This is a genomic window from Cellulomonas sp. P5_E12, assembly GCF_054049315.1.
This window is the reverse complement of the sequence record NZ_JBFUMP010000009.1, coordinates 60624-83252: the sequence shown is the minus strand read 5'-3', so window position 1 is coordinate 83252 and position 22629 is coordinate 60624. Positions and strand designations below refer to the sequence as shown.

The 22629-nt window shown below is 71.9% G+C and carries 20 protein-coding genes and 1 tRNA gene; 13 read left to right on the top strand and 8 right to left on the bottom strand.

The genetic code is table 11. The annotated features are described in order from the left end of the window. Positions 1–31 precede the first annotated feature (31 nt). Genes pknB through ACXJKA_RS09720 form a run of 7 tightly spaced genes read right to left on the bottom strand, consistent with a single transcriptional unit; the run spans position 32 to position 8729 of the window. Complete coding sequence (pknB, locus tag ACXJKA_RS09750; protein WP_456824997.1) at positions 32–2029, bottom strand: Stk1 family PASTA domain-containing Ser/Thr kinase; 1998 nt, start codon at positions 2027–2029, stop codon at positions 32–34. After that, the gene (locus ACXJKA_RS09745) at positions 2029–3282 is read right to left on the bottom strand and encodes a serine/threonine-protein kinase (RefSeq protein WP_456824996.1); all 1254 of its coding nucleotides are present in this window, start codon (positions 3280–3282) and stop codon (positions 2029–2031) included. The genes pknB and ACXJKA_RS09745 overlap by 1 nt, the downstream gene beginning before the upstream one ends. Next, positions 3279–4730, bottom strand: coding sequence for a peptidoglycan D,D-transpeptidase FtsI family protein (locus tag ACXJKA_RS09740; protein WP_456824995.1), 1452 nt, complete (start codon positions 4728–4730; stop codon positions 3279–3281). The genes ACXJKA_RS09745 and ACXJKA_RS09740 overlap by 4 nt, the downstream gene beginning before the upstream one ends. After that, a complete protein-coding gene (locus ACXJKA_RS09735) occupies positions 4727–6166 on the bottom strand; it encodes an FtsW/RodA/SpoVE family cell cycle protein (RefSeq protein WP_456824994.1) in 1440 nt (479 codons plus the stop codon). The genes ACXJKA_RS09740 and ACXJKA_RS09735 overlap by 4 nt, the downstream gene beginning before the upstream one ends. A 10-nt stretch (positions 6167–6176) precedes the next feature. After that, entirely contained in the window at positions 6177–7490 is a 1314-nt protein-coding gene (locus ACXJKA_RS09730; protein ID WP_456824993.1) for a Stp1/IreP family PP2C-type Ser/Thr phosphatase, read from the bottom strand. A gap of 3 nt (positions 7491–7493) precedes the next feature. Further along, the gene (locus ACXJKA_RS09725) at positions 7494–8009 is read right to left on the bottom strand and encodes an FHA domain-containing protein FhaB/FipA (protein ID WP_456824992.1); all 516 of its coding nucleotides are present in this window, start codon (positions 8007–8009) and stop codon (positions 7494–7496) included. 9 nt (positions 8010–8018) lie between these two features. Continuing rightward, the gene (locus ACXJKA_RS09720; protein ID WP_456825060.1) at positions 8019–8729 is read right to left on the bottom strand and encodes an FhaA domain-containing protein; all 711 of its coding nucleotides are present in this window, start codon (positions 8727–8729) and stop codon (positions 8019–8021) included. A 182-nt stretch (positions 8730–8911) separates the two neighbouring features. Here ACXJKA_RS09720 and ACXJKA_RS09715 point away from each other — a divergent pair. Beyond that, positions 8912–8994: transfer RNA gene (locus tag ACXJKA_RS09715), tRNA-Leu, on the top strand. Positions 8995–9080: 86 nt separating this feature from the next. Here ACXJKA_RS09715 and ACXJKA_RS09710 read toward each other — a convergent pair. Beyond that, positions 9081–9800, bottom strand: a complete 720-nt coding sequence (locus ACXJKA_RS09710) for a GntR family transcriptional regulator (RefSeq protein WP_456824991.1) — start codon at positions 9798–9800, stop codon at positions 9081–9083. A 161-nt stretch (positions 9801–9961) separates the two neighbouring features. Between ACXJKA_RS09710 and ACXJKA_RS09705 the strand changes: the two genes are divergently transcribed. The 12 genes from ACXJKA_RS09705 (at position 9962) to ACXJKA_RS09650 (ending at position 22620) form a co-directional block, all read left to right on the top strand. Then, positions 9962–11317, top strand: coding sequence for an ABC transporter substrate-binding protein (locus ACXJKA_RS09705; protein ID WP_456824990.1), 1356 nt, complete (start codon positions 9962–9964; stop codon positions 11315–11317). Between the two features lie 2 nt (positions 11318–11319). Further along, positions 11320–12285, top strand: a complete 966-nt coding sequence (locus ACXJKA_RS09700) for a carbohydrate ABC transporter permease (RefSeq protein ID WP_456824989.1) — start codon at positions 11320–11322, stop codon at positions 12283–12285. 2 nt (positions 12286–12287) lie between these two features. Further along, entirely contained in the window at positions 12288–13100 is an 813-nt protein-coding gene (locus ACXJKA_RS09695; RefSeq protein WP_456824988.1) for a carbohydrate ABC transporter permease, read from the top strand. Positions 13101–13147: 47 nt separating this feature from the next. Then, positions 13148–13930 (top strand): 6-phosphogluconolactonase, encoded by a 783-nt coding sequence (locus tag ACXJKA_RS09690; RefSeq protein WP_456824987.1) that lies wholly within the window; start codon positions 13148–13150, stop codon positions 13928–13930. A 59-nt stretch (positions 13931–13989) separates the two neighbouring features. After that, positions 13990–15291 carry a family 4 glycosyl hydrolase gene (locus tag ACXJKA_RS09685; RefSeq protein ID WP_456824986.1) on the top strand — a complete coding sequence of 434 codons (1302 nt, stop codon included), beginning with the start codon at positions 13990–13992 and terminating at the stop codon, positions 15289–15291. Further along, positions 15288–16310 (top strand): BadF/BadG/BcrA/BcrD ATPase family protein, encoded by a 1023-nt coding sequence (locus ACXJKA_RS09680; protein ID WP_456824985.1) that lies wholly within the window; start codon positions 15288–15290, stop codon positions 16308–16310. The genes ACXJKA_RS09685 and ACXJKA_RS09680 overlap by 4 nt, the downstream gene beginning before the upstream one ends. A gap of 61 nt (positions 16311–16371) precedes the next feature. After that, on the top strand, positions 16372–18735 hold the full coding sequence (locus ACXJKA_RS09675) for a beta-glucosidase (protein ID WP_456824984.1): 2364 nt from the start codon (positions 16372–16374) through the stop codon (positions 18733–18735). A 51-nt stretch (positions 18736–18786) separates the two neighbouring features. Then, positions 18787–19407: a GyrI-like domain-containing protein gene (locus tag ACXJKA_RS09670; protein ID WP_456824983.1), complete on the top strand. Its 621-nt coding sequence runs from the start codon at positions 18787–18789 to the stop codon at positions 19405–19407. Between the two features lie 140 nt (positions 19408–19547). Further along, positions 19548–20135: a hypothetical protein gene (locus ACXJKA_RS09665; RefSeq protein ID WP_456824982.1), complete on the top strand. Its 588-nt coding sequence runs from the start codon at positions 19548–19550 to the stop codon at positions 20133–20135. Between the two features lie 40 nt (positions 20136–20175). After that, the gene (locus ACXJKA_RS09660; RefSeq protein ID WP_456824981.1) at positions 20176–20484 is read left to right on the top strand and encodes a hypothetical protein; all 309 of its coding nucleotides are present in this window, start codon (positions 20176–20178) and stop codon (positions 20482–20484) included. Positions 20485–20503: 19 nt separating this feature from the next. Then, positions 20504–22102 (top strand): FAD-dependent oxidoreductase, encoded by a 1599-nt coding sequence (locus ACXJKA_RS09655; RefSeq protein ID WP_456824980.1) that lies wholly within the window; start codon positions 20504–20506, stop codon positions 22100–22102. A gap of 38 nt (positions 22103–22140) precedes the next feature. After that, entirely contained in the window at positions 22141–22620 is a 480-nt protein-coding gene (locus ACXJKA_RS09650; RefSeq protein WP_456824979.1) for a hypothetical protein, read from the top strand. Positions 22621–22629 lie beyond the last annotated feature (9 nt).

Sequence of the window (22629 nt, the reverse complement as noted above, 5' to 3'; positions counted from 1 at the left end):
CGATCTCGGGACGGCCCCTTCGTCGTTCCTGCTACGGCGTCGGCGTCGGCGTCGGGTTCGCTGCCTTGCCGGGCGGGCCCTTCGAGACGTGGAGGTCGATCTGCTGGTCCAGCGGGACCTCGTCGCCGGCCGTCGGGTCCGTGCGGATCACGTTCCCGAGCGGCTGGTCGGACTGCTCGTCGATCCGGTTGAAGTTCTGCAGGCCCAGACCCTGCAGCTCGGCGACGGCCTGGTCATAGGGCTTGCCCACCAGGTCGTTAGGGATGGTCGCGGTGGTCGGCGCGACGGCGATCGACAGGTTGATCGCCCGCCCCTGCTTGACCAGCGTGCCGGGGGCGACGTCCTGGGCGACGACCGTGTCGGGCGTCTGGTCGGACTCGACCGGGCTCGTGTTCGCCTGGAGCTTCGCGTCGTTGAGGATCTGCGTCGCCTCGGCCTTCGTCTTGCCGGTGACGTCGGGCACCTGCACGTTGCCCGTGGAGACGAAGAGCGTGATCTGCGCGCCCGCGGGCACCGCCTGACCAGCGGGCGGGTCGGTCTTGGTGACCTGGCCCTGCGGGAAGGCGGGGTTGTCGTCGTCCTGCCGGTTGGCCGAGACCTGCAGGCCCTGGGCCGACAGGATGTCGACGGCCTCCTGCTCGGTCTTCCCGGCGACGTCCGGGACGGCGAGGCTCGAGGGTCCGGTCGAGATGTAGACCTTGACGTCGGACTTCAGCTCGACGGGGGTGCCCTCCGCCGGGTCCGACCGCGTGACCTGCTCGGCCGGGACGGTGTCGGAGGGTTCCTCGGCGCGGACGAACACCAGGTCGAGGTCGTCGAGCGTGGTCTCGGCCTGCTCGGCGGTCATGCCGGCCAGCGAGGGCACGTCGACCGTCGTCGGCTTGTCGTTCTTCTGCCCGTTGGCGACGAGCAGCGCGACGATGCCGGCGACGGCGAGGACGGCGATCGCGATGAGCAGCGGCAGCAGCCACGGCCGGCGGTTGCCCTCGTCCTCGTCGTCGATGCCGGCGGGGGGGACGGCCGCCCCGGTCGACGCCCACGGGCTGGTCGCGGGCGCCATGGTCTGGGTTGTCGCGACGGGCGGGGCCATGAGCTGCGTGGCGTCGGTGGCCGGGGTCGCGACGAGTGCGGCGGCGGCCAGGGCCCCGACGGCGGGCGCACCGACCGCACCGCCGCGGACGGCGGCCTCGAGGTCGGAGCGGAACTCGGCGGCCGTCGAGTAGCGGGAGTCACGCTCCTTGGCCAGGGCCTTGAGCGTGATCCGGTCGAGGGTGTCCGGCACGTCCGAGGCGAAGGTGCTGGGCACCGGCGCGGCCTCGCGGACGTGCTGGTACGCCACCGCGACGGGCGAGTCGCCGGTGAACGGCGGGCGACCGGTGAGCAGCTCGAACAGCAGGCAGCCGGTCGAGTACAGGTCGGAGCGGGCGTCGACGGTCTCGCCGCGCGCCTGCTCGGGCGACAGGTACTGCGCGGTGCCGATGACGGCCTGCGTCTGGGTCATGGTCGCGGCCGAGTCGGCCACCGCGCGGGCGATGCCGAAGTCCATGACCTTGACCGCGCCCGTCGGCGTGAGCATGACGTTCGCGGGCTTGATGTCGCGGTGCACGATCCCCGCGTGGTGCGAGTACTCCAGCGCCGACAGCACGCCGGCGGTGATCTCCACGGCCTCCTCGATGGGCACCGCGGCGCCGTCGCGCAGGATGTCCCGCACCGTGTGGCCCTCGACGTACTCCATGACGATGAACGGCACGTGCGCGACGACGCCGGTGGGCTCCGTGAAGACGTCCTCGCCGGTGTCGTAGACGGAGACGATCGCCGGGTGGTTGAGCGCGGCGGCCGACTGGGCCTCCCGACGGAACCGGTTCTGGAAGCTCGGGTCGCGCGCGAGGTCCGAGCGCAGGATCTTGATGGCCACCGTGCGACCGAGCCGGGTGTCGTGGCCGATGTGCACCTCGGCCATGCCACCACGGCCGATGAGCTCGCCGACCTCGTACCGTCCGGCGAGGATGCGGGATCCGTCGTCCACCACTAGGCGTCCTTTGCTTCCGTCGATGCCGGGTCCGCGGCGAGCGCTGTGGACCCGTTCTCGGTGATCATCCCATCGAGGGTGACGCCACGAGAGTAATGGGAGGCCGTGGCCGAGAGCCGGGTCTGGCCATCGGGCGGGCCGTCCGCCTTGGTCAGCTGCGCCGCGAGAGCGGCGCCGAGCAGGCCGACGAGCAGCAGCAGGAGGGCGAGCAAGGGCCAGGTCAGCCGGCCGGTGCGGCCGAGCCGGGTGCCGGAGGTCGGGGTGCTCTTGCGGACCGCCGCGCGGGTCGTCGGCTCCTGGGCGCGCCGGGTGCGGCGCGGCGGGTAGGACGGCGGCGGGGCGGCGGCAGTCGGCGGGGCCGACGCGACGGCGGTGGCGAACGTGTCCGGCGTCCGCTCCTGCGTGGCGACGAACACGGGGACGCCCGACGGTGGGGTGCGGGGCACGAGCCGGTCGAGCAGCTGCGCGAGCTCCTCGCCCGACGCGGGCCGGGCGCTGGGCTCCTTGGAGAGCAGCCGGGTGACCAGCGCGGCGAGCTGCCTGTCGACGCTCGCCGGCAGCGGTGGCACCGGGTTGTTCACGTGCGCCACGGCGATGTCGACCGCCGTCGGCCCGGTGAAGGGACGGTGCCCGACGAGCGCCTCGAAGGCGATGATCCCCAGCGAGTACAGGTCGGACAGGGGGGTGGCGGGCTTGCCCACGGCCTGTTCCGGCGAGAGGTACTGGGCGGTGCCCATGACCATGCCGGTCGCGGTCATGTTCACCTGGTTGCGGGCGAGCGAGACGCCGAAGTCGGTGATCTTCACGCGGCCGCCGCGGCCCAGCAGGATGTTGCCGGGCTTGACGTCGCGGTGCACGACGCCGGCCAGGTGCGCGGCGTGCAGCGCCCGGGACGTCTGCGCGAGGATCGGGAGCAGGCGTCGGGTCGGCAGCACCGGCTCGCGCTCGAGCAGGTCGGACAGGGGCTCGCCGACGACGAGCTCCATCACCAGGAAGCCGGAGCCCTCCTGCTCGCCGTAGTCGAACAGCTGCGCGATGTTGGGGTGCGACAGCGACGCCGAGTTGCGGGCCTCGGTGCGGAACCGCTCGAGGAAGCCGCGGTCGCCCGCGAACTCCGAGCGCAGCACCTTGACGGCGACCGGCCGGGCGAGGGCGTCGTCGTACCCCTCCCACACCTCGCCCATGCCGCCGACGGCGATCTGCCGGACCAGCCGGTAGCGCTCGCCGAGCAGGACCCCGGATGCCGTCTTCACGAGCCCAGCACCGCCTCGATGACGGCCTTGGCGATGGGGGCCGCGACCTTGCCGCCCGTGGCCTCGTTGCCCACGTTGCCGCCGTGCTCGACCAGCACCGCGACCGCCACGCGGGGGGCGTCGGCGGGCGCGAAGGCGGTGAACCACGCGTGCGGCGGCTGTCCGTCGGCCGTCTGCGCCGTTCCCGTCTTGCCGGCTACCTGCACGCCAGGGATCTGCGCGGCCGTGCCGGACCCGTCGTTGACGACGCCGATCATCATGTCCCGCAGAGACGCGGCCGTGCCGGGCGACATCGCGGTGGAGTACAGCGTGGGCTCGGTCTCGGAGACCTTGTGCAGGTCGGCCGAGCGGACGGTCTGGACGACGTACGGCGTCATCAGCTCACCGCCGTTGGCGATCGCCGAGGCGACCATCGCCATCTGCATCGGCGTCGCCTGGACGTCGCGCTGCCCGATCGCCGACTGGGCGGTGACCGGCGCGTTCATGTCGTCGGGGAACACGCTCTCGACAACCTTCATCGGGATGGTGAGACCGGGGTCGTTGAAGCCGAACCGCTCAGCCTGGGCCTGGAGGGCATCGGCGCCGACGTCCATGCCCAGCTGGGCGAACGCGGTGTTGCAGGAGACGCGCAGCGCGTCGGCCAGGGTGATCGGGTCGCTGCCGCACCCGCCGCCCCCGAAGTTGCCGATGGTCGCGGTGGTCTGCGGGAGCGCGAGCTCGACCGGTGCCGGCAGGGTGCTCTCGGGCGTGTACTGCCCGCTCTCGAGCGCGGCCGCGGCCGTGACCAGCTTGAACGTCGACCCCGGGGGGTAGCGCTCGAGGGTCGCGTTGCTGCGCAGCGGGTTGCCCGGGGCGGACGCGAGCTGGTTGTACGCCGCGCCGGCGGCCTTGGTGTCGTGCGACGCCAGCACGTTCGGGTCGAAGCCCGGCGTCGAGACGAGCGCGAGGATCTTCCCGGTCGACGGCTCGAGCGCGACGACGGCGCCCTGCTGCCCGGCGAGCCCGTCGAGGGCGGCCTGCTGGGCGGCCGGGTTGAGGGTCGTCTCGACCGCGGCGCCCTCGGGCTGACGGCCGGTGAGCAGGTCCCGGATGCGCGAGAAGAACAGCCGGTCGCCGCGTCCCGTGAGCTCGTCGTTGGCCGCGTTCTCCAGCTGGGTGCGCCCGTTCACCACGGAGTAGAAGCCGGTCATCGCCGAGTAGAGCTCGCCGTTGGTGTACGACCGCTGGTAGCCGTAGGAGTCCTCGACCTTGGTGGACTGGGCGATCGCCTCGCCCGCGACGACGATCGGGCCGCGGGCGTTGCCGAACTCCCGGTAGAGCGTGCGGACGTTGCGGCTGTCGTTGTTGAGCGTGTCCGCCTGGAAGTACTGGATCCAGGTGGCTCCCGCCATGAGGCCGACGAACATGACCAGGACGACCGTCGCCAGCCGGCGCAGGGGTGTGTTCACCGGACACCGCCGATGATCTCGGTCGGCTGGTCGTCGTCCCCGCTGCCGCCCACGACCACGGGCGTGCCCGCGATCGGCGTGAGCACCGGCTTCATCGAGGGTGCCGGTCGCCGTGCCTCGTCGGAGATGCGCAGCAGCAGCGCCACGATCACCCAGTTGGCCACCAGGGACGAGCCGCCGTAGGCGAGGAACGGGGTGGTCAGGCCGGTGAGCGGGATGAGCCGCGTGACGCCGCCGACGACGACGAACGTCTGGAGCGCGACGATGAACGCGAGGCCGCCGGCGAGCAGCTTGCCGAACCCGTCGCGCACCCCGATCGCCGTGCGCATGCCGCGCTCGGTGAGGATGGCGTAGAAGAGCAGGATCGCCAAGAGGCCGGTCAGGCCGAGCTCCTCGCCCAGGGACGCGACGATGAAGTCCGACTCCGCGAAGGGCACGAGGTCGGGCCGCCCCTGGCCCCACCCGGTGCCGAACAGCCCGCCGCTGGCCATGCCGAACAGTCCGCGCACCAGCTGCCCGGAGCCGCCGGGGCTCTGGTCGAAGACCGCCGGGTCGAACGCGTGCAGCCAGGCGTCGAAACGGGCTCCGACGTGCGAGAACGCGCTCGCGGCCAGGACGGCGCCGACGACGAACAGGAGCAGGCCGATGACGACCCAGCTCAGCCGTTCGGTGGCGAGGTAGAGCATGGCGACGAAGAGTCCGAAGAACAGCAGCGAGGTGCCGAGGTCCCGCTCGAGCACGAGGACGGCGACCGACGCACCCCAGACGATGAGGATGGGACCGAGGTCGCGCGGGCGCGGCAGCTGCAGGCCCAGCACCTTGGGGCCGGCGAGCGCGAGGGTGTCGCGGTGGGTCACCAGGTACCCCGCGAAGAAGATGGCGAACGCGATCTTGGCGAACTCCGCCGGCTGGAATCCGACCCCGCCGATGCGCACCCAGATGCGCGCGCCGTTGATCAGCACCCCGAGGCCCGGGACCAGCGGCAGCATGACGAGCACGAGACCGGCGACCATCGCGGTGTACGTGTAGCGCCGCAGCGTCCGGTGGTCGCGGAGCAGGACGATGACGAGCGCCGCGAGCACCACGGAGACCGCGGTCCACACCAGCTGGCGCTGGGCGAACGTGTCGTCACGGCCGCGCGCGGTGTACGCGAAGTCGATGCGGTAGATCATCGCGAGGCCGATGCCGTTGAGCGCGACGGTGATCGGGAGGATCACCGGGTCCGCGAACGGGGCGCGCCAGCGCAGCACCAGGTGCACCCCGACGGCCAGCGCGGTGAGCCCCAGGCCGTACCCGATCACGTCGGGCGGGATCTCGTCGGAGGTGCCGATGCCGGCCAGGGCGTACGACGAGATGCCGATGGCCAGGGCGAGCACCAGCAAGCCGAGCTCGACGCCCCGACCGGCCCGCACCTGGTGCGGCTGGACGGTGGCCATCACGCGCGGCTCACGGCGTGGCCGTCCCGGACGGGGTCGGGCTGGGGCTGGGGCTCACGGTGGGAGACGGAGTCGGGTCAGCCGTGTCCACGTCGAGCATGGCCACCAGGTTGCGGGCGTCCTCGAGCGAGTCCGCGTGGATCGTCTGCTCGACGCGCACCTGGAGGTAGCCCGAGGAGAGGTCCTCCACGTCGGTGCCCGTCCGCTCGACCACCGACGACAGCGGGATCGAGCCGATGGTCTGCGGCAGGCCGCGGAAGATGACGACCTCGCCGTCGTCGACGCCCACGTAGTACTGCGTCTGCGTCCACGCGTACGCGATCGCGGCTCCACCGATCACGACGACGGCGACGGCCACCCACGCCACCACCGTGCGCCACCGGCGCCGGGTCGGGGGGTTCTCGTCGTCGTCGTGCTCCGTCGGTGCCGGTCTGGTGTCGGTGCCGTCGTCCTGCGCGGGCTCGTTCGCCGTGCGCGTCAGGCTCGCGGCACGCGCCGCGGGACCGTCCGCCGCCGACGTGGGGTCGTTGCGGGTCAGCGCCGCGGCGCCGACCACCGTCGCGGTCGTCGTCGGGCCTGCCCCGTCGGCGACGGAGTCGAGCTCGATCACGTCGGCCAGGACCACGGTGATGTTGTCGCCGCCCCCGGCCCGCAGCGCGAGCTGGACGAGGCGGTCCGCGCAGGCGTCGACGTCGTCGATCGTCGCCATGGTCTCTTCGATGGTGTCCGCGCTGACGAAGCCGGACAGGCCGTCGGAGCACAGCAGCCAGCGGTCGCCGGGCCGCGCCTCGCGGACCGACAGGTCGGGCGTGACCTCCGGGTCGAAGTCGCCGAGGACGCGCATGACCACCGACCGCTGCGGGTGGTGCTCGGCCTCCTCCGGCGTGATCCGGCCGATGTCCACCAGGTGCTGCACGAACGTGTGGTCGGTGGTGACCTGCGTGAGCACGCTGTCGCGCATGAGGTAGCCGCGCGAGTCGCCGAGGTGCACCATCGCGAGCTTGTTGCCGGCGCGCAGGATGGCCAGCACGGTCGTGCCCATGCCGGTGAGCTCGGGGTCGGCGTCGCTGCGGGCGATGATCTCGTCCCGCGCGTCGGCCAGCGCCGTCTCCAGCTGGTCCAGCGCGTCGTCCGGGCCGTGCGACTCTCCATCCAGGGGCGCGAAGCTCGCGACGGCGACCGAGGAGGCGACGTCGCCCCCGGCGTGGCCGCCCATGCCGTCCGCGACCATGAGCAGGTGCGGCCCGGCGTACGCCGAGTCCTGGTTGTTGGAGCGCACGAGTCCGACGTCGGACCGCGCCGCATACCTGAGTGCGACGGTCACCGGTTACCTCTGCAGCTCGAGAACGCTCTGGCCCACGCGGACGGGTGTACCCGTCGGGACGGGAGTCGGAGCCTCGACGCGCTGGTCCGCCACGAATGTCCCGTTCGTCGATCCGAGGTCCTCGACGAACCACTGGCCACCCTGCGGGAAGATCCGGGCGTGCCGCGACGAGGAGTAGTCGTCGTCCAGCACCAGCGTGCAGCCCGGCGCACGGCCGATGAGCACCGCCGACGAGGCCAGCGGCACGATCGTGCCGCGCAGCGGACCCTCGGTGACGACGAGCCTGCTCGGGCCGGACCCGCTGCGCGCGGAGCGGGGGGTGCGGACCGGGGGTGCCTCGGGGGCTTCGGTGGCCGTGGCGGCTGCCGCAGCGGCCGGCACCGGTGCCTTGCGGCGTCGGCGGTCGGTGATCCGCGTGCCGTACAGGTCGCGCCGCAGCACACCGATGGCGAAGAGCACGAGCACCCACAGCAGGGCCAGGTAACCCAGCCGAAGCAGGGTGATCGTCAGCTCACTCATGTGCCGGCGTCACTCGTCCAGGTCCGGCTCGCCGCCTGTCCAGAACAGGATCCGGGTGCGCCCGATGGTCAGCGTGTTGCCGTCCAGCAGGGTCGCCGCCGGCACCTGGTGGCCTTCGACGAAGAGTCCGTTGGTGGAGCCCATGTCCGTGGCGACGACCCCGTCGGCCGTCACGCGGATCTCGAGGTGCCGCCGGGAGACGCCGGGGTCGTCGACGATGATGTCCGCCTCCGACCCGCGCCCGATGACCGTCACCGGACCCGTGAGGATGTAGCGCTGCCCGTCGATGTCGACCAGGGGGTGCCGGGCGCTGGGCGCCGAGCTGGCCGACGCCGGAGCCACCGCACCGCGCACCGTGGCGCTGTGCACCCGGAACCGCGCGGCCTCGAGCTCGCTGTCCTCGCTGAACGACACCGTGACCGGCCCGACGAACGCGTACCGCTGGCTGGCGGCGTAGTCCGTGACGTTGTTGGCGAACTCGTCGGCCAACGCCTCGGCACCCCACGACTCCACCTGGTCGTAGTCGGCGGTCGCGAGCTCGATCGTGAACTCGTTGGGGACGACGGTCCGGTCCCGCCCGACGACGGCGGCCCGGTCGTCCACCTCGCGGCGCAGTGCGCTGGAGAGGTCGAGCGGCTTGAGCTCGCTCTTGAAGGCCTTGGCGATGGCGTTGTTGACCACGCGTTCGACGCCGTTCTCGAACCTGTCGAGGATGCCCACTGCCACCTCCCCCGTCCCTCTCGCGCGTCCACCTGCACGTAGCGTGCCGACGATCCGCCCTGATCGTATCCGGGACCCACCGGTACGGGCCGGGATGCCGGGTGATGTGTGCGCGCCGCCGCCCGGCCCCGCGTCACGGCGGTCCGGAGGGCCTCCCCAATCGTGCTAATGTTCTGCGGCGCGCGCGAGTGGCGGAACGGCAGACGCGCTGGCTTCAGGTGCCAGTGTCCGAAAGGGCGTGGGGGTTCAAATCCCCCCTCGCGCACAGATCGAACGGCTCGGATCCCTCGGGATCCGGGCCGTTCGTCGTTGTCGGGGTTGCTCGCGCAGGAGCTCCGCGGAGCCAGCCGGTCAGGCGCGACGGAACAGGTCGGCCTGGAAGCGGTAGGCGTCGCCGCGATAGTTGTTGGAGCCGGCCAGGACCGGTGTGCCGTCGGACATGTACGCGACCTCGTCGCCGACCAGGACCGGCGCGCCGACGCTCATGCCCAGCAGCCGGGCGAGCTCGGCGTCCGCGACCGCGGCCGTCAGCGTGTAGGCGCTGCGGTGGATCTCGATGCCGGCCACGGCGCGCAGCGTCTCGTAGAGCGAGGCGTCCTCGAGGTCCGCGGTGGCCATGCCGGCGGCGCGATGCTCGGGGAGCACGACGACGTCGTAGCAGACCGGCGTGCCGTCCATGCCGCGCAGCCGGGAGATCTCGATGACCGGCGCGGCCGGTGCGATCCGGAGCTTCTGGGCCTCGTCCATGGTCGCGGGCCGGACCGCGCGGTGCATGACGCGAGCCGTGGGACGCAGGCCGCGGGCGCGCGCCATCTCCGTGAAGGACTGCAGCGTGCTCGGGGGCTCACCGATCACCGGCCGTGGCACGAACCAGCCGCGCTGCGCCGAGCGCTGCAGCAGGCCCTCGCTCTCGAGCCGACCGAGGGCAAGGCGCAGGGTGGCGCGGCTGACGCCGAGCTCCACGGCCAGGTCGCGCTCGCCGGGCAGGCGGGATCCAGCGGCGTAGCGGCCGACGGTGAGGCCATGGACGAGGCGCTCGTAGGCCTGGTCGGAGGCGGTGGCAGTGGTCACGGCGGAAAACATACCAGTTCTTCACGCTGGGCATGCCAGATGGGCCAACTGGTCTTGACTGGACTAACTGGTCCATTCTCGTCTAGTGTCCGTACAGCGGGCCACGAGGGAGTGAGCGCCCCCGCTCACAGAGACCGGCCCTGAACACGACGGAGTGATCAATGAGCTTGCATCGAGCACGAGTGGCGACCTTCGCCGCGATCGCGACCGCTGTCGCGCTGGGCATGACGGGGTGCGCCCCGGGCGGCTCCACCGCGACGAACGACGAGTCGACCGCGGCGGTCTCGACCGACGTCGCCTCCGCTGGTGACGTGACCATCAAGCTGACGGACTTCTGGGGCTCGGCCGAGGGCGACTGGATCGACCAGTCGATCGCCGGCTTCGAGAAGAAGTACCCGAACGTCACGATCGACCGCACGACCGAGGACTGGGGTCAGCTCAACTCGACGCTGAACCTCCAGCTCCAGGACGAGAACGGCCCCGACATCGCGACCGCGAACAACGGCTGGCAGTCGCTGGGCACGCTCGCCAAGGGCGGGCTGGTGCTCAACCTCGACTCGTACGCCGACGCCTACGACTGGGACACCACGGTTCCCACGACGATCGCCCGGCAGAACAAGTTCACGAAGGACTTCGCCACCATGGGTGACGGTTCCTGGTTCTCGACGCCGATGGCACGCACGTCGCTGATCGGCCTGTACTACAACGCCGACAAGCTCAAGGAGCTCGGGCTCGAGGTCCCGACGTCGCTCGAGGACGTCGAGGCGGCGGCGACCGCCGCCAAGGCCGCCGGCGAGGTGCCGTTCGAGTACGGGAGCCTCGACGGCTCGACCTCGGTGCTGCTGGGCGTCCAGGCGCTGCTCGCCGACAAGGACAAGCTCAACGACTACATCTACGACGACCCGTCGGTGAAGGCGTCCGACGTCGGAATGACCGAGGCTGTCGAGACCGTCAAGAAGTGGGCCGACGCGGGCTGGTTCCCCCAGGACTTCGAGGGCATCGACTACCAGACGGCCGTCGCCGACTTCGTCGGTGGCCAGGGTCTCTTCCGCTGGGAGTACACCGGGTCGCTGGGCCTCTCGGCCGAGCAGCAGGCGCACTTCGGCTACGTGCAGCTGCCCCAGCAGGGTGCCGACACCGCGGTCGGCGTCGGTGCCGCCCCGGGTGCCATGGTGATCTCGTCGAAGTCCAAGAACCCGGACGTCGCGGCCGCGTTCCTCGACTACCTGATGTCGCCCGAGACCGGTCAGGTCGCTGCGGACCTCGGTCTCGTGCCGGCGCTGTCGCCGGACGTCAAGGTCCCCGCGGACTCGCTCAGCCTCACCGGTGAGTCCGCCGGCGCCGCGACGCTCGACACCGACGACGGCTACGTGCCCTACTTCGACTGGTCCAGCCCGACCATGCTCGACACCATCAGCCAGAACATCCAGCTCGTCTACGCCGGGAAGATGACCGCGGAGGAGTTCACCGCGGCCGTCGACGCCGACCGCGACGCATTCCTGGCTTCGCAGGGCTGATCGTGTCGGTCCCCGCGCGTCCCATCATCGACCCCGCGGTCGGTTCGCCGGCCACGGCACGCGACGGCCGCGCGACCCGCCCCGCACCGGTCCGGCGCCGCTCCCCGCGGCGCCGGGCCCGGTGGGTCGGCCTCGCTTTCGCCGCGCTCCCGCTCGGGGTGTACGCACTCGTCGTGCTCGTCCCGCTCGCGCAGTCCGTGCAGTACTCGTTCTACAAGTGGGACGGCGTCAGCACCCCGACCTGGGTCGGGATCCAGAACTACGTCACGTTCGTGACCGACCCGGTCCTGCGCTCGACGCTCGGGCACGTGGTGGTGCTCATCGGCTTCTTCGCGGTGCTTCCCATCGTCCTCGGACTGTTCTCCGCGGCGCTGCTCACCCGGGCGAAGCAGCCCGGCATGGCCGTGTACCGGTGGATCTTCTTCCTGCCGCAGGTGCTGACGACGGTCGTCGTCGCCCTCGTCTTCAAGCGGATCTACGCGCCGGACGGTCCGCTCAACCAGGCACTGCGCGCCGTGGGGCTCGACGCCCTCACCCGGACATGGCTCGGCGACTTCATGTGGGCCCTGCCCGCGCTGGGGCTCATCGGCACCTGGGTGACCTTCGGTTTCTGCATGGTGCTGTTCATCTCCGGCACCTCCGCAATCGCCCCCGAGCTCTATGAGGCGGCGCGGATGGACGGCGCCGGTGCGATCCGCGAGTTCTTCGCGGTCACCCTGCCGGGCCTGCGCGGGCAGATCGCCGTCGCGCTCACGCTGACCATCACGGCGGCGCTCAGAACCTTCGACCTCGTCTGGGTCACCACGCACGGAGGCCCGGGGACATCGACCCTGACGCCGGCCGTCGCCTTGTACAAGGCCGCGTTCCAGAACCCGCAGGTCGGGCTCGCGGCGGCGATCGGTGTCGTCATGGCTGTTCTGTGCCTGGCTGTCGCCATCGTCATCACCCGCGTCGCTGAGAGGGACTGACCGTGATCTCGAAGACGGAACGCACCGTCAACTACGTCGTCCTGAGCGCCATGGCCCTGGTCGTGCTGTTCCCCGTCGTGACGTTCATCCTCGCGGCGCTCAGCCCGGACCGTTCGGGCAAGGCCGTCCCGCTCTCGCAGCTCCAGCTGGGCAACTTCGCCACGGCGTGGGAGAACGCGGGCTTCGCCCGCGCCATGACCGTCTCGATGATCATCGCCGTCTGCGTCGTCGCAGGTCAGGTGCTGCTCGCGCTGCTCGGCGGGTACGCGTTCGGAGTGCTGGGCGTGGCGGGCGGCAAGGTCCTGTTCCCGCTCATCCTGCTCGGCATGATGATCTCGCTCGAGGCGATCATCGTCCCGCTGTACTACCAGTTCAGGACGCTGCACCTCACCAACTCGATCCCCGGGATCATCCTGATCCACCTGGGGATGGGCGTGCCGTTCGGCATCTTCTGGATGCGCGCCGCGTTCCGGGCGCTCCCACGCGCCATGTTCGAGTCCGCCGAGATCGACGGGGCCGGCCCGCTCCGGATGCTCCGGTCGATGGCGGCCCCGATGGCCAAGCCGGCGATCTACACGCTGATCCTGCTCAGCTTCATGTGGACCTGGAACGACTACTTCCTGTCGTTGGTGTTCCTGCACGGCGCGAACCAGACGGCCACCGTGGCCCTGGGCGTGTTCCAGGGGAAGTACGTCACGGAGATCAACCTCATGGCCGCCGGCGGCCTGATCGTCGCCGCGCCCGTGCTGATCCTCTACGTGATCTTCCAGCGCAAGTTCATCTCCGGAATGCTCGCGGGCGCGATCAAGGAGTGAGCCGCACCCGCCCTTCCGTCCCCACCCAGCACCTCCCAGGGGGAGTCGTGTCTCTACATCCCATCGTCCTCTCGGACGCGGACGCCGTCGGCGACGCCGTCGCCGACCTGGTCCTCGAGCGCATGGCCGCGTCCAGCGGCCCCCAGTTCCTCCTCGGCTGCCCCGGCGGCCGCACCGGGAGCCCTACCTACCGGGCGCTGGCCGACCGCGCGGAGCAGGGCGCGGACCTGTCGCGGCTCGTCGTCGTGATGATGGACGAGTACGTCGTGCCCGGTGACGACGGTGCGCTGCACCGCGTGGACCCGGAGCTGCCGCACTCGTGCCTCGGGTTCGCGCAGCGGCAGATCCTCGGCCCGATCGCCGCCGCCTGCGAGCGGGCGGGCACCGTACCTCCCACGGAGATCTGGATGCCGGACCCGGCCGACCCCGCGCGCTACGACGCGCGGATCGAGGCCGCCGGCGGCATCGACGTGTTCCTGCTCGCCACCGGCGCTTCCGACGGGCACATCGCGTTCAACCAGCCAGGCACGCCCCGGGACGCACGCGCTCACGTCACGCCGCTCGGCGAGGCGACCCGCCGCGACAACATGTCGACGTTCCCCGACTTCGAGCGGCTCGACATGGTGCCGACGCACGGCGTGACCGTGGGCGTCGACACCATCGCCGCCGGCTCGCGGGCGGTGGTGATGATCGTGTGCGGTGAGCACAAGCGCGACGCCTACGCCCGGATCGCCGCCGCCGACGCGTACGAGCCGGACTGGCCGGCCACGATCGCGGTGGAGTGCGAGAACCCCACATTCATCGCCGACCTCGCCGCCGCAGGCCGGTAGCCGTCCGGACGCCGGACACGAACTCCGCACGTACCCACAAGAAGAAGGAACTCATCACCATGGCAGGCATCAAGCTCGTGTACATCGGCGGCGGGTCGTCTCGCGGCGCGGGGACCATGGCGTCCTTCCTGTCGCACGGCGAGAAGTTCGACGGGTCCGAGGTCGTCATCCAGGACGTCAACCCGGACCGCCTGCGTGCCGTCGAGACGATCGCGACGAAGATTGCCAAGGCTGAGGGCCTCGACATCACCATCTCGTCGACGACGGACCGACGCGCCGCCCTGACGGACGCGGACGCGGTCCTCGCGAGCTTCCGTCCCGGCGACTTCGCCGCCCGCGCGCTGGACGAGCGGATCCCGCTCAAGCACGGCGTGATCGGCCAGGAGACCCAGGGGCCGGGCGGGTTCTTCATGTCCCTGCGCTCGATCCACATCTACGAGGACATCATCAAGGACCTCGACGCCGTGGCCCCGAACGCGGTGATCTTCAACTACACGAACCCCGTCAACATCGTGTCCCAGGCGGTCACGCGGTTCACCGACCGCACCATCTGGTCGATGTGCGAGGGCCCGATCGTGTTCCCGAAGACGGTGCTGCGCGCCGCGGGCCTCGACGCCGAGAAGGCCGACATCGTCATGGCGGGCGTCAACCACAACTGCTGGTCCACGGAGCACACGTACGAGGGCCAGGACCTCATGCCGCTGCTCGACGCCGCGTGGGAGGCCCGCAAGGACGACCCGACGCTCGACATCCACTCCAAGCGGATGCTGCAGCTGGCCGTGACGATGCGCTCGGTGCCGGCCGACTACTTCCAGTACTACTACTTCCGCGAGGAGGTCCTGCGCGAGCTGCAGGGCAAGCGCACCACCCGCGCGGAGGACCTGCTCGCCGCGCTGCCCGGCTACTGGGACCACTACGAGGAGCAGTCGCGCGTCGAGGTGCCGGACCTCGACCCGAAGCGCTCGCGCGGCGGCATCCACGAGCTCGAGCTCGCGATCGACGTGATGAGCGCCTACTACAACGACGCGCCCGCTCGCCTGCCCGTGAACCTGCCGAACACGGGCGGCGCACTGCCCGGGTTCGACGACGACGTCGTCGTCGAGATGTGGTGCGACGTCGACGGCAAGGGCGTCACGCCGGTGCCGCAGAAGCCGTTGCCGCACGCGGTGCGCGGGCTGGTGCAGGAGCTCGCCGAGTTCCAGTACCTCGCGGCCGAGGCGGCATGGCGGGGCACGCGTGCGGACGGCATCCGCGCGCTGGCCGCGAACCCGATGGTGCCGACGTTGCGGGTCGCCGAGGAGCTCTACGACGAGATGGCCTACGCGCACCGCGCCTACCTGCCGGAGCGTCTGCTCAAGTGACCACCGCCGACCACGCGCGCCGACCGGTCCATCTYGCGGTCGACGCCGGCAACTCCAAGACGGTCGCCCTCGTCGTCGACGGCGAGGGAACCGTGCTGGGCCGGGGTCGCGGAGGACGCGGCGACATCTACGGCGCGGACAGCATCCCCGAGGCGCTGGACGCGGTGTTCACCGCGGTCGACGCGGCGCTGGCGGACGCCCGGGCCGTGGCGGCGGACGTCGTGTCGGCGGCGTTCCGGCTGGCCGGGGTCGACTACCCCGAGGACGCGGTGCTCTGGGACGGGCACCTGCGCGAGCGGTTCGGCGACATGGGTCGGTGGAGCATCAAGAACGACGGGTTCGCGTCGCTCCGGCTGCTCGACGGGTCCGGCGTCGCGGTGTCGATCTGCGTGGGCACCGGTCCGGCGGTCGCCGCGCGGTCGAAGGACGGGCGCGAGGAGTGCTCCGGCTTCTTCGTGTTCGACGATCTCGGCGGCGGCGGGCTCGGCAACGCCGCGCTCGCTGCGGTGGTCCGTGCCTGGATGGGCATCGGGCCGGCGACGTCGCTGACGGCGGCGATGACCGAGCTCTACGGCGTCCCGGACGGCTGGGAGCTGCGGCACACGTTCACGCGTCGGCTCGGCGCCCGGCCCGTGAGCGACCTCTGGAAGGCATCGAGGGTCGTGCTCGCCGCGGCCGAAGCCGGCGACGACGTCGCGCTCGGCATCGTCCGGCAGCAGGCGCAGGCGCTCGTCCGGTACGCGCAGTGGTGCGCCCGGCGCGTCGGCGTCGACCTTGCGTCCGGCGAGCTGCCCGTCCTGCTCAACGGCTCCGTGGCGACGTCCGAGCACCCGGCGATGCGCGACGCGCTCACCGCGGAGCTCGCCCGCGTCGCGCCCGCGGCACGGGTCGTCGTCGCCACAGCGTCCCCGCTGTGCGGAGTCGTGCTCGACGCCCTCGCCGAGGGCGGGGTCGCCATCGGCCCGGACCTTGTCGCGCGTGTCCGGGACGACCACCCCGACGACTTCCTCATGACCTGACGGCCCGAGGCCGCCCGCGCCAGCCCCGCACCCGACTCACCCCCAGACCCGAGGAAGCACCATGAACCCCGCTCCGTTCGACGTCGACGCCGTGCTCGCCGCCCTCACTCTCGAGGAGAAGGCCGGCCTGCTGTCCGGGCACGACGACTGGTACACCGAGACCATCGACCGCCCCGCCGACGGTGTCGAGGTGCCGGCGATCGAGGTGGGCGACGGTCCGCACGGGCTGCGCAAGGAGACCGGCGTCGACATGGTGTGGGTGCCCGCGACCGGCTTCCCGACCGCGTCCGCGATGGGCGCGTCGTGGGACCGTGACCTGGTGCGACGGGTCGCACGGGCGATCGGCGAGGAGGCCCGCGCGGAGGGCGTGCAGGTCGTGCTCGGCCCGGGCGTGAACATGAAGCGCTCGCCGCTGTGCGGCCGCAACTTCGAGTACTTCTCGGAGGACCCGCTGCTGTCCGGCGAGCTCGGGTCGGCCTACGTCGAGGGCGTCCAGTCGGTGGGCGTCGGCACGTCGCTCAAGCACTTCGCGGCGAACAACCAGGAGATCGAGCGCACCCGCATCTCGGTCGAGGCCGACGAGCGGACGCTGCGCGAGATCTACCTGCCTGCGTTCGAGCGGGTCGTGAAGAACGCCGACCCGTGGTCGGTCATGTGCTCGTACAACCGCCTGCACGGCGTGCACGCCTCCGAGAACCGCTGGCTGCTCACCGAGGTGCTGCGGGACGAGTGGGGCTACGACGGCCTCGTGGTCTCCGACTGGAACGCGGTCCACCACCGCGTGAAGGCGCTGGTCGCAGGCCTCGACCTCGAGATGCCGGGCACGGGCGGCGTCACCGACGCCGAGGTCGTGGCCGCCGTCCGGTCCGGCGAGCTCGACGAAGGGGTCGTCGACGAGGCCGCCCGCCGCGTCCTGCGGCTCGTCGCCCGCGCCTATCCGGGCGCGAACCTGGTGAACGGGCCGATCATGGACCTCGGCGTGGCACCGGGCGACCGGCTCACCGCGGAGCAGCTCGCCCACCTGCGCGCCGACCAGCACCACGAGCTGGCCCGCGAGGCCGCCGCGGGGTGCGTGACGTTGCTCCGCAACGAGCCGCGGACGGCCGGGGGCGGCGCCGCGCTGCCCCTGTCCGTCGAGCGTGGCGGGCGGATCGCGGTCGTCGGGGCGTTCGCGGAGCACGCCCGGATCCAGGGCGGCGGGTCCTCGGGCGTCGACCCGACCCGCGTCGACCACGCGCTCGACCTGTTCCGGGCCGAGCTCGGCGACCGCGTCGACTACGCCCCCGGGTACGTGCACACGCCCAAGAACGCCTACCAGKACGACATCCGCGCCTACCTCGACGCGCACGGCTCGACGTTCGTCGACGACGGCACCGGACCCGCGCGCCGGTCGGCCGCGCTCGCGGAGGCGCTGCGCCTCGCCGCGGCCGCCGAGCGCGTGGCCGCCGGGCCGCTCTCGGAGGAGGCCGTGCGGCTCGCCGACGAGGCCGTTGCCGTGGCGGCGCACGCGGAGGTGATCGTCGTGTTCGTCGGGCTGCCGCTGGCGTTCGAGCAGGAGGCCGACGACCGCACGACGCTCGCTCTGCCGAACGACCACGTGGCACTGCTCGGCCGGCTCGCCGACCTCCGGGAGCGCACAGGGGCGGCCCTCGTCGTGGTCCTCTCCAGCGGTGCGCCCGTGACCATGGACCCCTGGCACGACCGCGTCGACGCGATCGTCGAGGCGTGGCTCCCGGGCCAGGCCGGTGCCGGCGCCGTCGTCGACGTCCTGCTCGGGCGCGTGAACCCGTCCGGCAAGGTGCCCGAGACGTTCCCCCTCGCGCTGGAAGACTCGCCCGGCTACGTCACCTGGACCGGCGAGCGCGGGACCGTGCTCTACGGCGAGGGCGTGTTCATCGGCTACCGCTGGTACGACGCGCTGCGCCGGGCCGTCCGCTACCCGTTCGGCCACGGGCTGTCCTACACCACGTTCGCCTACTCGGACCTGCAGGTGGAGATCACCGACGCCGAGGCCGGCACTGTCTCCGTGTCCTGCACCGTGACGAACACGGGGACGACCGCCGGCCGCGAGGTCGTGCAGCTCTACGTCGGCGATCCCGACGCCGCCGTCCGTCGGCCCGTGCGCGAGCTGCGGGGCTTCGAGAAGGTCGCGCTCGCGCCGGGCGAGATCGCGCGCGTGGCGTTCACCCTGACCAACCGCGACTTCGCGTACTGGGACGTCGCGGCGGACCGCGGGGACGGCCGGTTCGGCGCGTGGCGTCGCGAGGGTGGCGCGTTCGAGATCGACGTCGGCGCGTCGTCTCGGGACATCCGGCTGCGCGCGAGTGTCGAGCTGCTGGACGACCCGGACGTCGCTCCGCTCGTGCCGGACGCCGACCTGCTCGGTCTGGCGTCGTCCCGGTTCACGCAGGGCTACCGGGCGTAGGCCCGGCCCGGGCGTGCCGTTCGTCGTGGTGACCGAGGATCATCGAGGGTGATGGACGAGAAGACCGACGTCAAGAAGAGCCTCGACGCCTACCAGGCGCGACGCGGCCGGTTCCGGCTCCTGGACGTGCCGGACCTGCAGTACCTGATGGTCGACGGACGGGGTGACCCCAACACGTCGCCGGCGTTCGTCGAGGCGGTCGAGACGCTCTATCCCGTGGCCTACACCGTGAAGTTCGCGAGCAAGCGCGAGCTCGGGCGCGACTACGTCGTGCCGCCCCTCGAGGGGCTGTGGTGGGCCGACGACATGGAGGCATTCACCTCGGCGCGGGACAAGTCGCGGTGGGACTGGACGCTGATGGTGCTGGTCCCGGACTGGATCGGCCCGGAGATGGTCACGGACGCGATCGAGCGCGTCGGCGCCAAGGAGCGCCCGGCTCGGCTGGGCGACCTCCGCCTGGCGACCCTGTCCGAGGGGCGGTGCGTGCAGACGCTGCACGTCGGCTCGTTCGACGACGAGGCCGCCGTGCTCGCCCGCATGCACCACGAGTTCATCCCCGAGAACGGGTTGCGGATGGTCGGCACCCATCACGAGATCTACCTGAGCGACGTCCGCCGGGTCGCCCCCGAGAAGCGTCGGACGATCCTGCGGCAGCCGGTCGCGCCTCGCTAGCGTCGGACAAACCCGCAGGTGCTGGGTCCTTTTCAGCGGCGTTCCGGATAGATACCTTCGGCCCCAGGCAGTTCCGCGCTCCGGCGCCGGCAGCCGCGGCGTCGAGTGTCGCCGGACTGAGTGAGCCGAGAGGGCGTGGCATGACCGCACCGAAGAAGGTCGTCCGTCCGGCGAGCGTGATCGGCGTCGTGCTGACGATGCTCCTGCTGGCATCATGCGACGCGATCGACCGGCCGGACATCACGCCGACCGCGACCGTCACGGTGCCAGCGCTTCCGACGCCGACCTTCACGCGTCCGGCGCGGCCGACCCCCACGCCCACCGTCACCATCCCGTCGCTCCCCACCCCCACGGTCACGCTGCCGGTCGTCCCCGAACCGTCGGAGCCGCCGGCCCCCACGCCGGAGCCGACGATCACCGAGGAGCCCGCGCCGGTGCCGACGAGCGAGCCGAGCGAGACGGCCGTCGCCCCGGAGCCCGCACCGACGACGCCCGCACCGGAGCCGACGCCCACCCCGACGCCGACCCCTACGCCCACCCCGACGCCCACGCCGACCCCGACAGCGACGGTCACTCCGTCTCCGTCCMCGTCGGCCGACGACGCCGTCGAGGCCGACGAGGGTGGGACGCCGGCATGGGTCTGGTGGCTGCTCGCCCTCCTCGTCATCGGCGCCGGGGTCGGGGTGCCCCTGATCGTCCGGGCCCGCCGCCAGGCGTCTGACGGATAGCCTGGCCGAGTCACATCGACGCTGAGAGCTGAGGGATCCGATGGCCAACGTCGCCCTGCGGTGCACCAACCCGGCCTGCTCCGCGGAGGGCCGGGTCCAGACCGGGAAGACCTGCGCGGTCTGCGGCAAGGCGACCACCTGGACGGTCCTGCGCGTCCCACCGGCAGGCTCTGCCCAGGTGATCGGCCCGATCTACACGATGCCGATGCCTCCCAAGAACGCCCCCGCCGCGGTCGGGCGGCAGACCCGGACCTGCCCGAACGAGAGCTGCCCCCGCTACCACGTGGCTGAGGACGATCCCTACTGCGGTGCCTGCGGGACGGCGACCGTCCCGGCCGAGACGCGGTAGCGGAGGCGCACGAGGCCACGTGATCAGCGCTGCCGAGCTGTCCGCCGTCCCGCTCTTCGCCGACCTCACGTCCGACCAGCTCACCTTCCTCGCCCGGGCGGTCGAGGACATCGCGCTGCTGCCCGGTGAGTACGCGGTCCACGAGGGCGACGAGCGCGCGCTGTTCGTCGTGGTCGAAGGGCGGGTCGACCTGACCAAGGAGGTCAACGGGGCAGAGCGGGTGATCGGCCCGCGCGGCCCGGGCGAGCTGTACGGCGAGGTGCCAGTGATGCTCAGCATGGCCATGCCGGCCAGCTGCGTGGCGGTCGAGCCGTCGCGGGTGCTCAAGGTGGACGTCGGGACGTTCTTCACGCTCGCGGCCATGGCCCCGCAGGTGGTCGCGACCGTGGGCGCGCTGGCCCAGGGCCGGATGGAGGGGCTCAAGGAGCTCGCGTCCGAGAAGCCCACGCCCGACATGGTGGTCTTCGGTCCGCTGGTCGATCCGCGCGTGCACGAGGTGCGGACCTTCCTGCATCGGAACCGCATCTCGTTCGACACGGTGAACACGCCCGACGCGGCCGTCGTGGTCGAGCTCGCGAACGGCAGCAGGCTGGTGGAGCCGACCATGCGCGAGGTCGCGCTCGCGGGCGGGCTCGCGGTGGCCCCGGCGCGCGACGAGTACGACGTCGTCATCGTCGGCGGCGGACCGACCGGGCTCACGGCGGCGGTGAACGGCGCGGCCGAGGGGCTGCGCACGCTGCTCGTCGAGAAGTTCGCGCCGGGCGGCCAGGCGGGCACCTCGACCCGGATCGAGAACTACACGGGGTTCCCCTTCGGGGTCTCCGGCGACGAGCTCGCCAGCAAGGCCCTGCGGCAGGCGAAGCGGCTCGGCGCAGAGATCGTGGTGACCCGGCAGGTCGAGTCCCTCGATCCCGGGACGCGTTCGCTGACGCTCGACGGTGGCGCCCGGATCGGGGCCCAGGTGGTCCTGCTGACGTCCGGGGTCGAGTGGCGGCACGTCGAGCTCGAGGCCGTCGACCGCTTCGTCGGCAAGGGCGTGTACTACGGAGCAGCCCGCAGCGACGCGGGTCTCGCGCACGGCCAGGACGTCGTCATCATCGGCGCCGGGAACTCCGCTGGCCAGGCCGCCCTGTTCTTCTCCCGCCACGCGCGCAGCGTGACGATGGTCGTGCGCGGCGAGTCGCTGGCCGCGAGCATGTCCCAGTACCTGATCGAGCAGCTCGGCTCGAACGGGCGAATCACCGTCCAGACCCGCTCCGAGGTGGTGGCGCTGCACGGGCAGGACGACCTCGAGCAGATCGAGGTCGTCGACCGGCGCACCGGCGCGGTCGTCACGCGGCACGTCGAGGTCCTGTTCGTGATGATCGGCGCCGACGCCGTCACCGCCTGGCTTCCGCAGCAGGTGGCCCGCGACGACCACGGCTACGTGCTGACCGGTCCGGCCGCCCGGGCGTCCGGCGGGTGGGCGCAGGACCGGGAGCCTTTCGCCCTCGAGACCACGGTGCCGGGCGTCTTCGCCGCGGGCGACGTGCGGTCCGGCTCCGTCAAGCGCGTGGCCGCCGGGGTGGGCGAAGGGGGCATGGCGATCGCCTTCGTGCACCAGTTCCTGGCGTTCTGACCGCTAGTCTCCTTGGGCAGCTGCCGGTGGTGCGAAGGATGCAGGAGGACGCCGTGGTCGAGAACGGTCAGCAGGGTGTGCTCGTCTTCCCGGCGCTCGATCCCGCCGCCGGCGGGGTGGAGGCGGCTCGCTGGGACGTGGCGACCGGTCTGCTCACGCCGGCCGCCAGGTCGTGGCGCCACAAGCCCGTCGTCGTCGACGGTCGCGCGCGGGTCGACGTCTCGGGCCGCAAGAACGGCGTCGACCTCGTGGTCGAGCGGGCGAACGGGTGGCGCTCTGCCGCGGTGCCGCTGCTCGAGGTGACGGGCAACGCGGCGGTGGGCCAGTCGATCGAGCTCCTCCGCGCGCTGATCACCGAGGTGGACCGCCGCCGACCGTCCGGTGCCGACCAGGCGCTCGCCCTGCTCCAGGCGCAGGTCCGCTACCTGCAGAACGACGGCGGTCCCGTACAGTCCTCACCGCTCGCCGCCAAGGTCGCCGGCGGCCTCGAGCGGATCGCCAAGCTCGGCCTGCAGTAGACGTCGTCG

Excerpts from the sequence above, each read along its gene's own strand:
- ACXJKA_RS09735 (WP_456824994.1), bottom strand. The coding sequence starts at position 6,166 with ATGGCCACCGTCCAGCCGCACCAGGTGCGGGCCGGTCGGGGCGTCGAG.
- ACXJKA_RS09725 (WP_456824992.1), bottom strand. The coding sequence starts at position 8,009 with ATGAGTGAGCTGACGATCACCCTGCTTCGGCTGGGTTACCTGGCCCTG.
- ACXJKA_RS09705 (WP_456824990.1), top strand. The coding sequence starts at position 9,962 with ATGAGCTTGCATCGAGCACGAGTGGCGACCTTCGCCGCGATCGCGACC.
- ACXJKA_RS09685 (WP_456824986.1), top strand. The coding sequence starts at position 13,990 with ATGGCAGGCATCAAGCTCGTGTACATCGGCGGCGGGTCGTCTCGCGGC.
- ACXJKA_RS09670 (WP_456824983.1), top strand. The coding sequence starts at position 18,787 with ATGGACGAGAAGACCGACGTCAAGAAGAGCCTCGACGCCTACCAGGCG.
- ACXJKA_RS09660 (WP_456824981.1), top strand. The coding sequence starts at position 20,176 with ATGGCCAACGTCGCCCTGCGGTGCACCAACCCGGCCTGCTCCGCGGAG.
- ACXJKA_RS09650 (WP_456824979.1), top strand. The coding sequence starts at position 22,141 with ATGCAGGAGGACGCCGTGGTCGAGAACGGTCAGCAGGGTGTGCTCGTC.